This window comes from Desulfovibrio sp. 3_1_syn3, assembly GCF_000145315.2.
GTDB classification, from domain to species: Bacteria; Desulfobacterota; Desulfovibrionia; order Desulfovibrionales; family Desulfovibrionaceae; genus Desulfovibrio; species Desulfovibrio fairfieldensis.
Genome location: NZ_ADDR02000001.1, coordinates 765339 through 780596 on the forward strand (window position 1 = coordinate 765339; position 15258 = coordinate 780596).

The window sequence follows — 15258 nt, forward strand, 5'->3', positions numbered from 1 at the left end:
GCGGAAAGGGCCCGCGTTCCTTTCGCTCCTCGCCTCTCCGGCGAAGGGCGGCGGGGCCGTCAGCGTCCGTGATGTCCCGTGATGCCGAAGAGCGCCTTGTGCTGATACTGCTGGAAACTCTGGGCCTGCTGGCCGTCCACATCCTCTCCTGGGTGGCGGTCTGCCATGCGTTGCTGACCAAGCGAGACCCGCGCTCGGCCTTGGGCTGGACCGCCACGGCCCTGCTCCTGCCCATACTGGGGCCGTTGCTTTACGCACTTTTCGGCATCAGCCGGGCCGAGAGCCGGGCCGACAAGATCATGCGGCAGCAGGCCGCCCTGGAGCCCGAATACGCCCATCCGCCCTGCCCCGTGCAGCCTCCGGAGCAGGTGCCTGAGAATATTGCCCGCATGGCGCACCTGGGCCGCCGCCTGACGGACCAGCACCTCTGCGGCGGCAATGCGCTCCGTCCGCTGCGCAACGGCGACGAGGCCTATCCGGCCATGCTTGAGGCCATCGCGGCGGCACGGAACCACGTTTTTCTGGCTACCTACATCTTCAATGCCGGCAAGGTGGGCGCGGCCTTTACCGAAGCCCTGGCCGCGGCGGCCGCGCGCGGCGTGGATGTGCGCGTGCTGGTGGACGGCATCGGCACGCTCTACTCCTGGCGCAAACCCTGGAAGAAGCTCGCCGCGCGGGGCATCAGAACCGCGCTTTTCCTGCCGCCCAAGCTCTTCCCTCCCAATCTGAGCATCAATCTGCGCAATCACCGCAAGGTGCTGGTCTGCGACGACATCGGCTTTACCGGCGGCATGAACATTTCCGACGACAATATCCAGAGCCTGCGGAAAAGCTGCGTGCAGGATGTGCATTTCCGTTGTCTGGGGCCCATCGTCAATCAGCTGCGACGCGCCTTCCTGCTCAACTGGGGCTTTTCCACCGGCGAATACACGCCCCTGCCGCCCAGCTCCACCGAGCCCAGGGGCGAAAGCCGCTGCCGCATCGTCATCGACGGCCCCGGCTCGGACGCGGACGTGCTCAACGATCTTTTCTGCGGGGTCATCAACACGGCCCGGAGTTCAGTACGGATCATGACCCCGTACTTCCTGCCCTCGCACGACCTCATGTCCAGCCTGCGCTCGGCGGGCCAGCGCGGTGTGGACGTGCGCGTGGTGCTGCCCGCCAAAAACAATCTGCCGTATGTGCACTGGGCCACGTTCCGCCTGCTGCCGACCCTGCTCAGCGCCGGGGTGCGGGTCTGGTACCAGCCGCCGCCTTTTGCCCATACCAAGCTGCTGGCCGTGGACGGCTATTACAGCCAGATCGGCTCGGCCAATCTGGACGCCCGCAGCCTGCGCCTGAACTTCGAACTGAATATGGAAGTCTTTAATCCCGCCTTCCACGGCCTGCTGGCCGGGCATATCGACACCATCATCAGCCGGAGCCGCGAAATCAGCCTTGAGGATCTGAAGCGCCAATCCCTGCCGGTCAAGCTGCGCAACGCGGCCTGCTGGATTTTTTCGCCCTATCTGTAGGCAACAAAACTTCGTTCCGAACTCCATATTTTGTTAAAACCCCACAAAGGCCGTCGGCATTGCCGACGGCCTAGGGTGTGACAGGCAGGCGCATCTGAAACGCTGTCAGCATGTCTCTGATTGCATTATTTTAACTAGTTAATAGTGATACTGATCGCGCTGCGGAGTTGAGCAAAGCCCCCTTTGCTCCGCCGAAGCGAAGCGCAGGCGGATGGCTGGTGCCGGGAGAATCCTAAAAAATGCGCTAGCCGTTGCCGCGTCAGCGGCTTGCTTGAGCCGTTCACGGCGAAGCCGTGTTACGGATCAAGACAGCACCGCTACGGATAGCGACAGCGATTTCCTTGGATATAATTTTGCGCAACCAATTGCTGTCTTCATCCGTAGCTTCCTTCGTCGCAACGGCTGAAGCAAGATTTTTCGGCGCGGGCAAGGAAAATGGCGCTTTTGCGCGGAAACCGACCGGAAGGCGACCCAAAGGGCCGTGCCCGTTGGCGAGCCGGGCGAGCTTTACGGGCATCGAGAGCAGAGCTGTACTCACGTATGTGAGCAGCAAAAAGCGCCAGATGACGCCGCCGCGCCGAAAAGGCTGGTTTTGACGGATAATCGCGGCAAATAAGAGGCCAGCAAAAACCGAAATTAGATACGTCTGCCCTGAGAGGTGTGAAGGAGCCCCTTCCCTCACAACGGTTTTTATTCCACCGTAACGCTCTTGGCCAGGTTACGCGGCTGATCCACATCCTTGCCCAGATAATCGGCGGTTTCATAGCTGAAGAGCTGAAGCGCGGGCAGGGCCATGAAACCGGCCAGAGGCGCGGGCAGGGCCGGAATGATCCAAGGATCGTCCACGGCCAGGTCCAGCCCCGGATTGGTCAGGGCGATGACCTTGCCCTGGCGGGCCTGCACTTCCACGATATTGGATTTGACCTTGGGGAAGAGCGCGTCGTCCAGGGCCAGAGCAAAGGTGGGAAAGGCCGGGTCAATAAGCGCGATGGGCCCGTGCTTCATTTCACCGGCGGCATAGCCTTCGGCGTGGATGTAGGACAGTTCCTTGAGCTTGAGGGCGCCTTCCAGGGCCAGGGGAAAGCAATGCCCCCGCCCGAGATAGAAGAAATTGCGAGCCTGGGCGTATTTGCGCGACAGCTCGCGGGCCTTGTCGTGCATGCCCGGCAACTGGGATTCCAGCAGGGCGGGCAGGGATTCCAGCAGGCCGATGAGCTCACGCCGCCGCTCCTGCGGCAGCGCATTTTGACGCCCGCCCCAGTACAGGGCCATGAGGGCCAGTGTGAGCATCTGGCTGCACATGGCCTTGGTGGAGGCCACGCTGATTTCCGGCCCGGCCTGGGTGTAGATCACGGCCGAAGCCTCGCGCGCGATGGACGAGCCCACCACATTGCAAAGGCCCAGCACGGCCACACCGCGCTCGCGCGCGATGCGCAGAGCCGCCAGAGTGTCGGCGGTCTCGCCGCTCTGGCTGATGACCAGAACCATGTCCTCTTTGTCCAGAATCAGGCTGTCGCGGTAGCGGAATTCCGAGGCGATTTCCACCTGCACCGGCACCCCGGCCCAGTGTTCCAGCAGATGGCGGCCCCAGAGCCCGGAATGATAGGAGGTGCCGCAGGCCACGATGTGCAGGCGGCGCGGCACGGGCAGCGCATCCAGTTCAGGCAGCAGGGCCGCGTCGCGGCCCGCGTTGATCCGGCCCGCCAGGCCGTCGGTAATCACGCGCGGCTGCTCGAAAATCTCCTTGAGCATGAAATGGCGGTAGCCGCCCTTTTGCGCGGCCTGCATGTCCCACTGGATGGTCTGCACCTCATGCTCCACCGGAGCCAGGTCCGCCAGACGCAGGATTTCATAGTGCGTGGCCGTGGCCCGCACCACTTCGCCGTCCTCCAGAAAGACCACCTGCCGGGTATAGGGCAGAAAGGCCGGAATGTCCGAGGCCACAAAATTTTCGCCCGTGCCCAGGCCGAAAATCAACGGCGCGGACATGCGCGCGGCGTAGATGGTTTCCGGCTCGCCGCGATCCATGAGGCAGACGGCATAGGCCCCGTGGGCCTCACGCAGGGCCGCCGCAAAGGCGTGCAGCAGATCGGGCTCGCTTTTGCGACGCTCGGCGATCAGATTGACCAGCACCTCGGTGTCGGTTTCAGAGTGGAAGACATAGCCCTTGGCCGTGAGTTCGGACTTGATTTCCTGGTAGTTTTCAATGATGCCGTTGTGCACCAGGGCCAGAGAGGCATCGTTGCTCAGATGGGGATGGGCGTTGCGCTCCGCCGGCACGCCGTGCGTGGCCCAGCGAGTGTGCCCCATAGCGCAGGTGGCCGTGGAAACCGGCTCCTGGGCCAGCTTTTCCTCCAGAGCCGCCAGTTTGCCCTTGGCTCGCACCACGCGCAGAGCGCCTTGGCGCACAAAGGCCACGCCGGCCGAATCATAACCCCGGTATTCCAGACGGCGCAGGCCCTCCACCACCACGGGCACGGCGGGCCGGTGGCCCGCATATCCGATAATGCCGCACATATCTCTTACTCCCGCAAGACCCGCTCACTATGAGGGGTCGTTTAGACTCAAGACTTCATTAGGGCCTGTTAACACTATTTCAGAGCTATAACAATCAACGCAAAGACGACAAAGGCCAGGAACATGACATCGAGCTTATCGAAGCGAGTAAAAACACGGCGGAAGCCTTTGAGCCTCCTGAAAAGCCGTTCTACCTCATTACGTCTTTTGTATAGCTCTTTGTCATACTCCCACGGTTTCAGTCGGTTGGGATTGGGCGGCACCACCGGAGTGAAGCCCAACTCACGTCCCAAGCGAGTCGTTTCATTACCCTCATATGCGCCATCCATAAGCAAGCTGCACGGCGCTGGCATCGGCCCCAACTGGACAAGCAGCCTGCGCCCCTCGGGGGCATCGCCGGCGTTGCCGGGAGTGAGGCTGAAATTTAACGCGCATTCAGCATTCGCGGCAACCATATGAAGCTTGGTCGTCCAGCCGCCTCTGGACTTTCCGATGGACTGCGGACCTGTTTTTTTAAGGCCCCTGTTCCATCGGGATGAACCTTAACAATAGTACTGTCGAGAGAAACTGCTTCTATTTTAAGGCGGAGTATCTGCTCTTGTTGAAGGCGTTCAAATATACGGTCAAGAACTCCGTTCTTGCTCCAGCGGTTCATGCGCGTGTAGATGCTGTGCCAACAGCCAAAATTTTTCGGCAGTCCACGCCATTTACACCCATGCTCCGCAACGTACAGAATCGCATTCAACACCTGGAGATTGTCAAAACGGACATTACCTCTTTGGCGCGGGAAGCAGTCAGCGATTCTCTCATATTGTTCGCGAGTAATTTGCATAAGACATTCTTACGGAATACTCGCTCTTTGTCAAATAGTGTTAACAGGCCCTAGAGCATTTTGCGCTTGAAAGTATCGTTTAGCGGCGAAGTAAATTCGCCTTGCGATAATTTCGCGGTGCGGATTTTCACGGAAAATCCACACAGAGCGTTAAGATATTTTCAATATCAAAACGCTCTAACCGGTACAGTGAAAAAACGGGCATGGCCCAAGGAAGTACGTTCCGGTACAACCTGGGCCATGCCCGGCGTGCGACGCAGCCCAGAGGGCCGCCGGTTTCGCTCCGCACCGCGCGCGAACCGGCGGACCGGCTTCAAATGCTTGGAAAACTCTTCTCTACAGATTGACGCGATCCACAATATCCGTATTCAGCACTTCCACCTTGGCCTTGGAGGCAAGGTTCTGGATGAAGACCTGATACAGACCGTCCACCCGTTCGCGGGCCACGCCGTTGGCCATCAGGTCGCGCACGGTATTCCACTCCTGCGGATCGGGCGGCAGCACGGCGTCCACGCGGCAGAGCAGTGCGCCCGGACCTTCGCTTTTGCCGTCCACGGCATAGGCCGATGGCAGCCAGGTTCCGGGCTTGGCGGTAAAGACGGCTTCGGCCAGAGCCTCATCGGGGTTGAAATCCGCCAGATTCCCGCCACGATCCATGGCCGGGGCGGTCTTGATGCCCAGGCTCGCCTTCAGGGGCTGGGGCAGGGGACCGTCCTTCAATTCCTTGCGACGGGCCGCGGCGCTTTCCACAGCGGCCTTGAGGGCCTTTTCGGCGGTCAGCTTGGCCACAATGGCGCTCTTCACCGCGTCGAGCGGCTGGGTGGACGCGGGTTCAGCCTTGATGATCCGGGCCACCAGATATTTGTCCCCGGCCTCCAGGGCCGTGTCCACGGGCGCGCCCGTAGCGGTGGCGATAAGAGCGGAGGCTCCGACCGGGGTTATGCCCAGCTTTTGCTCCAGTTCGCTCTGGCTGAGCAGGCCGCTCTGTTCCGCCTTGAGGCCGAAACGGGCAGCGCTCTCGGCCAGAGGCTTGCCCAGAATATTGTCTTCGATCAGGCTGTCCAGCACATCGTGCAGCTTGTCCGCGCCCTGTTCCTGCGCCATGGCCTGGCGCACTTCCCGGGCAGCGTCCTTGAAGGTCTTGAGGCCGCCGGGCTTCTTGTCTTCCACCTTGATGATGTGCAGGCCGAAAGGACTGCGCACGGGCTCGGACACCTGCCCGGCCTTCAGGGCAAAGGCCGCGTCCTCAAAAGGCTTTACCGTCTTGCCGGGGGTAATCCAGCCCAGTTCGCCGCCGGGACCGGCCGCATTGGAGCCGTTATGGGCATCGGCCACAGCCGCGAAATCCTTGCCGCTCTTGAGCTCGGCCTGGATTTTCGCCACTTCTTCGCGGGCCTTTTTCTCCGCGTCGGCCGGGGCGTTTTCAGCCAGAGGCACCAGAATGTGCGCGGCCTTGACCTGCGCGGGCTCTTCAAAACGGCTCTTGTTGGCCTCGTACCATTTCTGAGCATCCGCCTCGCTGATGCTCTCGGGCTTGACCAGACCGCCGGGCGTCACGCTGACATAGGCCACGTCCACTTTGGGCGGAATGGCAAAATCTTTCTTGTGGGCATCATAATAAGCCGTCACGTCCTGATCCGTGACCTTGACTTCGCCGGAAAAATTCTTGGCCGGAATGAACAGATAGTCCACCACCCGTTTTTCCCGCAGGAAATTATAGCGGTTTTGGGCTTCGTCCGGGTCCACCCAGACCGGCGCGGTGACCAGGGTAAAAATCTTTTCGCGCAGCAGCTGATCGCTCATATCCTTCTCATACTGGGCCGGGCTGATCCGCTGGGCGGCTAGCACACGCGTGTAGGCTTCGGGATCGAAGCGGCCCTGGGCATCCTGGAAGGATTTGATCCGTCCCACGGCCTGGCGCAGTTCCAGCGGCGTCACACTGACGCCCGCGCGCGCGGCCTCCTGGGCCAGCAGGGTTTGCTGGATCAGATCGCGCAACACCTGGCGGCCCAGATGCTGCTCCTTGAGCTGCTCGCGGGTAACGCCGGGATTATTGCGCAGGATCGATTCCTCCGCATTGCGGTAGGCCTGCTCAAACTGCTGGACCAGAATGGGATCGCCGTTGACGATGGCCACCACATTGGCGGAGTTCCTGTCGTTGAAACTGCCCACTCCCCAGAACACGAAGACCAGGATGATGACGCCGAAAGCCACTTTGACGCCGAAAGACTGTGCGTTGGAACGAATATAATCGAGCATGCGTACTCCGGAATGCCGAATTGTCCTCTTGCCCGCGGCGAAGGCCGCCAAAAGCAAGGGCGCTGACAGAAGCGGAAAGTATAAGCGCCTTTGCGCGGAAACTCAAGAAAAGGAAGGCCCGCGCGCCGTCGAGGCCTCAATCTGTTTGTGACTGAGGCTCGCAGGCTGCGGATATTTTAAAAGAGCCTACAGCGTGATGCCCAGCTTGCGCAGCCTGTGTTGCAGGGTGGAGCGGGGCACGCCCAGCAGGGCGGCGGCACCGCGCGGTCCGGACAAACGCCCCCCGGTCAGGCGCAAGGCCTCCAGAATATGGGCGCGCTCGTTTTCCTCCAGAGTGGGCAGGGCCGGACCCGAACATGACCCGGCCCCCACATGCAACAGGCGGCCTTCCACCGCAGGGACGGCTTCCGGCGAGGCCGGGGCAGGCGCCTCCGTCTCCGCCGACGGCTCCCACTCATGCAGGGCATCGCGCACAAAGCTCTCGGTCACGGCCCCGTCCAGGGAGTGCAGCAAAAGGCGGCTGATCACATTGCGCAATTCGCGGATATTGCCCGGCCAGTCGTGGTTGCAGAGATCCCCCAGCACCCCCCTGGACAGGCGCGGCGGCCGCAGATCCCATTGCCGGGAAAACTGGCTGATGAAGTATTCAACCAGAATGGGAATGTCGTTCTTTCGTTGCCGCAACGGCGGCAGACGCAGGATGACCGAGGCCAGGCGGTAAAAGAGATCACGCCGCAAGCGGCCTTCAAGCAGGGCCTTTTCCAGGTCTATGTTGGTGGCCGACAGCACGCGGATATCCACGCCGATGGAGCGCGCCTCGCCCACCCGCTCAAAGGAGTTCTCCTCCATGACCTGCAGGAGCTTGCTCTGCATATCCGGCGAAAGCTCGCCGATTTCATCCAGAAACAAGGTTCCGCTCTGGGCCATTTCAATCCGGCCGATGCGCTTGGCATAGGCCCCGGTGAACGCGCCCTTGGCATAGCCGAACATCTCGCTCTCAAACAAGGTCGGGGCCAGGGACGGGCAGTTCACCTTGACGAAATTGGCCGCCCGCCTGGGGCTGCTCCGGTGCAGCCAGCGGGCCAGCATGCTCTTGCCCGTGCCGGTCTCGCCGATGATCAGCACCGGAATATGCAGCTTGGCGACCTTGCGCGCCACGGACATGACCCGGGCCATGTCCTGGGTTTCCAGCAGGCGGTCCACCAGCCGAGTAGCGTTGCCGTCCGCATCGTCCTCACCCGGCGAATTCAGGGCAGCCCGCTGCGCCGCCTTGGCCCTGGCCCGGCGCTCTTCGGTGAGCACCACAAACAAAAAAATCGTCAATACCGGACACAGTTCCAACAAAAAATTCAGAATCTCCACCACATTGTCCGGCTGACGCACAAAGGAAACGTGCAGGGTGCCGACGACTTCGCGGTTCAGGATCAGAGGCAGGGCGATGGTGGCGTTGAGCCCCACACTGGCTAAAGGCAGAGGAGTATCCCCTACGTCCTGCGAAGCCAGGTCATTAATGACCACGGGTTTACGCGACGCAATAGCCATACCGGCCACGGTGTTTTGAGCGATCCGGGTATTGGAAAGGGATTCCACCACTGTGCCGTCGGCGGCGGTGAAAAGGTTCAAGAATTCCCGCTCCGCGTCATAGAGATTAATGCAGAAACGGTCATAGTTGAAAAGCAAGCGTAATTGCCGGGAAAGAATTTGGAAAAAGGCATTGCGGTCCATTTTACCGGGAACCAGACGCGATAGGTGCTGAATAACCCGGGCCACGGCCAAGGGTACGTTGCCGAGATCGGCGGTAGAGCTTTGCTGGAACATGGACGATGCCTTCCGTATTTGCCCGTATTTGGTCAGACTATGCCGACATATAAGCAGTTTTGTCCGTGATGTCCAGATATTCATTGAACATCCAATCATCATTTAATTAAAAATACTTATAATTTCAGTTAATTAATAGCAACTTACTTTTCTGGCACAACGATTGCTATTACTTTTATATTAGAGCAAAAAATACTATTTTGAATGTATTTTCAAATGTTAATTAGCAAAAATTACATATTTTAATCGGGAATATTTCTATCCAATATGGAATAAATAGAGACAAATCCTTCTATATGACAGCCAATATTTTTATATAGATACTATTTTTACGTTATTATTTAAAAAAACAACAGTATGATAGAAGCCCGCCCCTTCGTTGATCGCGCTTATGCCGAACCAGACAGCGGATGCGCCCCCGGCCTTTGCTCGGGAGCATCAGATAGACGTGGATCTGTTTTTTAACCCGGCTTCTTAAGGAGGAGCATATGACAACGCATTTTGTAGTGCATGAGCCCGGCGACAGCGTCGGCGTGGTCGTGGTGGAAGGCGTCAAAAAAGGCGATATCCTGACCGGCTGGGTCATGGACGGCGATACAACCGTCGAATGCGCGACTCTGAACGACATCCCCATCGGCCATAAGATCGCGCTCCAGGATCTGGAGGCCAATGACACCGTGATCAAATACGGTACGGATATCGGCAAAGTAGTCAAACCCATCAAACGCGGCGAGCATCTGCACGTGCACAATGTCAAAACCAAGAGGTGGTAATTCCGATGAAAGACACATTTATGGGCTATCGCCGCGACAACGGCCGGGTGGGTATCCGAAACCATGTGGTCATTCTGCCCCTGGACGATCTTTCCAACGCCGCCTGTGAAGCCGTGGCCAACAACATCAAGGGTACTCTGGCATTACCCCACGCTTACGGCCGTCTGCAGTTCGGCGAAGATCTGGAACTGCATTTCCGCACCCTGATCGGCACGGGCTGCAATCCCAACGTGGCGGCTGTGGTGGTCATCGGCATTGAACCGCAGTGGACGCAGCGCGTTGTAGACGGCATCGCCGCGACAGGCAAACCTGTGGCCGGTTTCGCCATCGAAAAGCACGGCGATCTGTCCACCATTTGCGAAGCTTCGCGCACGGCCAAGGAATTTGTTCACTATGCCACAGAACTGCAGCGCGTGGAATGCCGGGTCAACGAACTCTGGGTCTCCACCAAGTGCGGAGAATCGGACACCACTTCCGGTATAGCTGCCAATCCCACAGTGGGTAACGCTTTTGACAAGCTCTGGAAGGCGGGGGCCACTACCTTGTTCGGCGAAACCACGGAAATTACCGGCGGTGAGCACCTTGTCATGGAGCGTTGCGCCACGCCCGAAGTGCGCAACAAGTTCAAAGCCTTTTTCGACCGCTACGCCAAGGTGGTGGACGACCATAAAACCAACGATCTCTGTGATTCCCAGCCTACCAAGGGCAATATCGAAGGCGGCCTGACCACCATTGAGGAAAAGGCCTTGGGCAATATCCAGAAAATCGGACGCGAGGCCCCGGTTATCGGCTGCCTGGACAAGGCCGAAAGCCCCACCGGACCGGGTCTGTGGTTCATGGATTCTTCATCCGCTGCGGCTGAAATGGTCACTCTGGCGGCTGCCGCCGGTTTTGTGGCCCACTTCTTTCCCACGGGCCAGGGTAACATTATCGGCAATCCCATTCTGCCGGTCATCAAACTTTCGGCCAACCCCCGCACCGTGCGCACCATGCGTGAACATATCGATGTGGACGTCTCCGGCATCCTGCGCCGCGAAATAAATCTGGATCAGGCCGGAGACCTGTTGCTCGACATGTTGCATCGCACATGCCAAGGGCGCAACACCTCTGCCGAAGCCCTTGGGCATCAGGAATTCATCATGACCCGGCTCTACGAAAGCGCCTAACATCCGAGAGGAAGAACATGGCTGTCACCTACTTGAAAAGAGCAAGCAAGACTCCGGAAACGGAAACCGCCACGGCGCAGAAAGTGGTCAACGAAATGCTGGCCGAAATCTTGAAACGCGGTGAAGACGCCGTGCGCGACTATGCCCTGAAGCTGGATAAATGGTCGGGCGAGATCATCATGTCTGAAGACGAAATCCAGAAAAGCATCAAAGACGTGCCCGCCGGTGTCAGGATGGATATCGATTTCGGAGTCAAGCAGGTGCATGACTTTGCCCTGGCCCAAAAAAACTCCATAAAGGACTTCAGTGTGGAGCTGTACCCCGGCGTGACTGCTGGGCAGCGCGTCATCCCGGTCAATGTGGTGGGCTGCTACGCACCCGCCGGACGCTATGCTCACATCGCCTCGGCCTACATGGGTGTGGCCACAGCCAAAGCTGCGGGCGTCAAAACCATTGTGGCCTGTTCCAGTCCCTTCCGGGGCGGCGGCATGCATCCCTATTTGCTCTATGCTTTCAAGGCCGCCGGAGCCGACGTGATCATGACCTTGGGCGGCGTGCAGGCCATCGTCAGCATGGCCTATGGCCTGTTCACCGGCAAGGAGGCCGATGTGGTGGTGGGGCCGGGCAACAAGTTCGTGGCCGAAGCCAAACGCGTCCTTTTCGGCAAAGTGGGTATCGACGTTTTTGCCGGACCTTCCGAAATCGCGATCCTGGCCGACAAAACAGCCGATGCCGAAATGGTCGCCTGGGATCTGGTGGGTCAAGCCGAGCACGGCGTGGAATCCCCTGCCTGGCTGATCACTACCAGCAACACTTTGGCCGAAAAGGTTATGGAACTGGTGCCTAGGCTTATCGAGGCCCTGCCGCCACTGGCCAAGGAGGCGGCTGGCAACGGCTGGCGGGATTACGGCGAAGTTATTTTGTGTGACAGCCGCGAAGAGGCGGCAGCCAAATCCGATGAATACGCGCCGGAACATCTGGAAGTACACGCGGCCGACTTACAGTGGTGGCTGGGAAATCTCACCAGCTACGGCTCCCTGTTCCTGGGCGAGGAAACCACGGTTGCCTATGGCGACAAGTGCAGCGGCCCCAACCATGTACTGCCCACCAAACGCGCCGCCAAGTACTCTGGCGGTCTCTCCGTGCACAAGTTCATGAAAACCCTGACCTGGCAGCAAATGACCAGAGACGCGGCCATACATATCGGCGGCGTGACGGCTCGCATCTCCAGGTTGGAAGGCATGGAGGCCCACGCCCGCACCGCTGATGCGCGTCTGGCCAAATACGCTCCGGGCCGTGAGTTCGACCTTGGAACACCGGTGAAGGAATAAGCCAACACCCTCAACCCTCTGAAATATCTGCCATAGGAGGTCACAGTGAATATCTCGGCCCTCTTCGACATTTCCGGCAAAACGGCCCTGGTTACCGGCGGCAATTCCGGCATCGGCGAGGCAATGGGCCGGGCACTGGGACTGGCCGGAGCGCATGTACTCCTGGCGGCCAGACGCAAAGAAGCGTTGGACCATGCGGTGGAACGCATGCGCAAAGACGGCATTCAAGCGGGCAGCCTTGCCGCAGACCTCAGCAGCCCGGAAAAGGCTCTGGCCTGCGGCAAGGCTGCCCTGGATACTTTTGGCCCGGTGGACATCCTGATCAATGCCGCCGGCGTGAATATGCGCCAACCTTTTATGGAAGTCAGCCCCACGAACTGGGCCACACAGATCAACCTACACCTCTCCGCGCCTTTCTTTTTAACTCAGGCACTGGCTCCGGGCATGGCGCGGCGAGGCTGGGGCCGAATCATCAATATTGCCTCCCTGCAATCCTTCCGCGCCTTTGCCGACAGCGCTCCGTACGGCGCAGGCAAGGGTGGCGTCGTGCAACTGACCCGTGTCATTGCTCAGGAATGGTCGGGGCGGGGCGTCACATGTAATGCCGTTGGCCCCGGCTTCTTCCCCACCGCTCTGACCCGGCCGGTTTTCGATAATCCGGAGCTTGCTGGCAGAAATGCCGCCCAGACCTGTATAGGCCGCAACGGCACGCTGGAGGATCTTTACGGCTGCACCGTATTTCTGGCCAGCGAGGCTTCGGCCTATATTACCGGCCAAGTAATCATGATCGACGGGGGCTTTACCGCCCGTTGAGACAATATTGCAATATTTCAACCAGGGGATGGAAATCCAGCAGATGCCTTCCCTTGCGTACAGCAGGAGTCCAGATGATGAAAGCCCTGGTGTATACGCAACCCCATGAAATGCAATGTCGGGACTATCCCGAACCGACTCTTGAACCCGGCGAGGTCATTATAGAAATCAAGGCCTCGGGTATCTGCGGCTCGGACATGCATGCCTACCACGGGCATGACCCCCGCCGCCAGCCCGGCTTGGTCATGGGCCACGAACTCTCCGGCGAAATCCATGCCAGTGCTTCTCCGCGCTTCAAAGCGGGACAGAAGGTTACGGTGGATCCTTTGATCACCTGCGGGTGCTGTTCATACTGCCGTACCGGCCGGGACAATTTGTGCGAAAACAGGGGAATGGTGGGCATGAGTCGCCCCGGCGCCTACGCCGAGTTCATGTCCATCCCGGCAAGCTCGGTCATTCCCGTTCCCGACGACATGCCGCATACCATCGCCGTGCTCACCGAACCGGCCGCCACCGTGCTGCATGCTTTGAATATCTCTTTGCCCAAAATGGCACGGCCGGTACAGGAATGTAAGGTTCTGGTCATCGGCGGCGGGGCCATCGGCCTGCTCATGGCCCTCCTACTTCGATCACGCGGCGTGCACCACGTGGACCTGGCGGAAACCAATCCCCTGCGGCTCGCCTCGGCCGGCGAACACAGCAAAGCCCGGGCCTTTGATCCGATGGCCGAACCTCCGGCGGAATCCTTTTACGAGTATGTCGTGGACGCCGTGGGGCGCAAAGTCACCCGCGAGATGGCCGTTCACGCTCTCAAGCCCGGCGGTGTGCTCATGCACATGGGTCTGCAGGACTGGAGCAGCCAGATGGATATGCGCAAAATCACCCTTGCCGAGCACGTCGTCCTCGGCACCTACACCTATACCTATGCGGATTTGCAGGCCACAGTGGAAGCCCTGCGCAACAACGTTTTCGGCAACCTCGCTTGGGTGGAGTACCGCTCTCTGGCTGACGGGCCGGAGGCCTTCCGAGTCCTGGATCAGCGAAAGACCCAGGCCGCCAAAATCGTTTTGCTGCCGTAAGAGGACACGAGGGAGAATCCCTCCGTACACGCCAACAGCAGGAGTCTGACAATGAAGAATGTGTTTTTCGCCTCACTGTTCAGCCTGTGCCTTTGCGCTCTCCTGACCGTTCCCCAGCCATCGGCCGCAGCCGATAAACCCGAAGTACGCACCAGCGCCCAGCCCTGTCTGCACGGTCTGCCTCTGTGGTATGCCGAAAAAGCCGGCTGGCTGAAAGACGCGCCTTTTACCGACACCTTCATGCTCTTCGCCTCGGGCGCACCGCAGACCGAGGCCTTGGCGGCCGACCAGTGGGATGTGGGCGCCATGGGCACAGTGCCTACCATGATGGCCAGTATGCGCTACGGCTACAAGCTGATCGGCATTTCCAACGAAGAAGGAGCTACCAACGACCTTTGGGTGCGCCCGGATTCTCCGCTGCTCAAGCATAAGGGGACCAATCCGGCCTATCCTGACATTTTCGGCACGGATGAGGACTGGAAAGGCAAAAAGATACTGGTCACCACCGTGTCCACCGGCCACTACGCCCTAACCGCCACCTTGGAACGACTTGGTCTGAAGGACAGCGATGTGGACATCGTGCACATGGAGCAGGGCCAGGCCATGACCGCCTTTAACGCCGGCCAGGGTGACATCCTTCAGCTCTGGGCTCCTCTGAGCTACGTGGCCGAGGCCAAGGGCTGGACAAGGGTTTCCTCGGGTGCGGCGGCCAAGGTGATGATCGCTGGCGGCATCGGCGTGCGCAAGGAGTTCGCGGAACAGCACCCCGATCTGGTGGTAGCCTGGCTCGACCTGTACATGCGCGGCGTGGAAGGCATGAAGGAACATCCCGAACAGTACGTCAAGCCGCTGCTCTCCTATTTTAACGATTATTGCGGCCTGGAGTTGAATGAGAACCAAGTCAGAATGGAATTCAAATACCGTCCGCTCTTCAATGTGGCCGAGCAGATCGAAGCCATGGAAAATCCGGACAAGCTTCCCGCCTGGGTGCGCGGCGTGGCGAACTTCATGCTGGCGCAGGGACGAATCAAAAAGAAGGAATATGACCGCTACGTCCAGGCCAACTTCAATATCGATCCTTCGTTCATGAAGAAGCTCGCGGCCCTGCGCGCCGCACGCGGCCAGAAATAGGTCCTGGCCCGGCGCCTTCCATAAT

The 15258-nt window shown here is 59.5% G+C and carries 11 protein-coding genes; 7 read left to right on the forward strand and 4 right to left on the reverse strand.

The features are described 5' to 3' along the window. Window positions 1-71 precede the first annotated feature (71 nt). Complete coding sequence (locus HMPREF0326_RS03305; RefSeq protein ID WP_020990201.1) at window positions 72-1514, forward strand: phospholipase D-like domain-containing protein; 1443 nt, start codon at window positions 72-74, stop codon at window positions 1512-1514. Between the two features lie 690 nt (window positions 1515-2204). On the opposite strand, the gene glmS is transcribed toward HMPREF0326_RS03305, so the two are convergent. From glmS to HMPREF0326_RS03325, 4 genes are all read right to left on the reverse strand, one after another. Continuing rightward, window positions 2205-4031 carry a glutamine--fructose-6-phosphate transaminase (isomerizing) gene (glmS, locus tag HMPREF0326_RS03310; protein WP_008682879.1) on the reverse strand — a complete coding sequence of 609 codons (1827 nt, stop codon included), beginning with the start codon at window positions 4029-4031 and terminating at the stop codon, window positions 2205-2207. 74 nt (window positions 4032-4105) lie between these two features. Next, window positions 4106-4863, reverse strand: a protein-coding gene (locus HMPREF0326_RS16615; RefSeq protein WP_147568320.1) for an IS5 family transposase whose coding sequence is annotated in 2 segments (ribosomal slippage) — window positions 4106-4539 and window positions 4539-4863 — 759 coding nt in all. Because the reading frame shifts where the segments join, the coding sequence is not laid out codon by codon here. A gap of 336 nt (window positions 4864-5199) precedes the next feature. Then, a complete protein-coding gene (locus tag HMPREF0326_RS03320; protein WP_008682883.1) occupies window positions 5200-7122 on the reverse strand; it encodes a SurA N-terminal domain-containing protein in 1923 nt (640 codons plus the stop codon). A 186-nt stretch (window positions 7123-7308) separates the two neighbouring features. Next, window positions 7309-8940, reverse strand: a complete 1632-nt coding sequence (locus tag HMPREF0326_RS03325; RefSeq protein WP_008682885.1) for a sigma-54-dependent Fis family transcriptional regulator — start codon at window positions 8938-8940, stop codon at window positions 7309-7311. A 488-nt stretch (window positions 8941-9428) separates the two neighbouring features. On the opposite strand from HMPREF0326_RS03325, the gene HMPREF0326_RS03330 reads away from it, so the two are divergent. The 6 genes from HMPREF0326_RS03330 (at window position 9429) to HMPREF0326_RS03355 (ending at window position 15233) form a co-directional block, all read left to right on the forward strand. After that, window positions 9429-9713: a UxaA family hydrolase gene (locus tag HMPREF0326_RS03330; RefSeq protein WP_008682887.1), complete on the forward strand. Its 285-nt coding sequence runs from the start codon at window positions 9429-9431 to the stop codon at window positions 9711-9713. Window positions 9714-9718: 5 nt separating this feature from the next. Next, window positions 9719-10879, forward strand: a complete 1161-nt coding sequence (locus HMPREF0326_RS03335; RefSeq protein ID WP_008682888.1) for a UxaA family hydrolase — start codon at window positions 9719-9721, stop codon at window positions 10877-10879. Window positions 10880-10896: 17 nt separating this feature from the next. After that, window positions 10897-12210, forward strand: a complete 1314-nt coding sequence (hisD, locus tag HMPREF0326_RS03340; RefSeq protein ID WP_008682890.1) for a histidinol dehydrogenase — start codon at window positions 10897-10899, stop codon at window positions 12208-12210. 45 nt (window positions 12211-12255) lie between these two features. Continuing rightward, entirely contained in the window at window positions 12256-13023 is a 768-nt protein-coding gene (locus HMPREF0326_RS03345; protein ID WP_008682891.1) for an SDR family NAD(P)-dependent oxidoreductase, read from the forward strand. A 74-nt stretch (window positions 13024-13097) separates the two neighbouring features. After that, window positions 13098-14102, forward strand: coding sequence for an alcohol dehydrogenase catalytic domain-containing protein (locus HMPREF0326_RS03350; RefSeq protein ID WP_008682894.1), 1005 nt, complete (start codon window positions 13098-13100; stop codon window positions 14100-14102). A 51-nt stretch (window positions 14103-14153) separates the two neighbouring features. Next, window positions 14154-15233 (forward strand): ABC transporter substrate-binding protein, encoded by a 1080-nt coding sequence (locus HMPREF0326_RS03355; protein WP_020990202.1) that lies wholly within the window; start codon window positions 14154-14156, stop codon window positions 15231-15233. Window positions 15234-15258 lie beyond the last annotated feature (25 nt).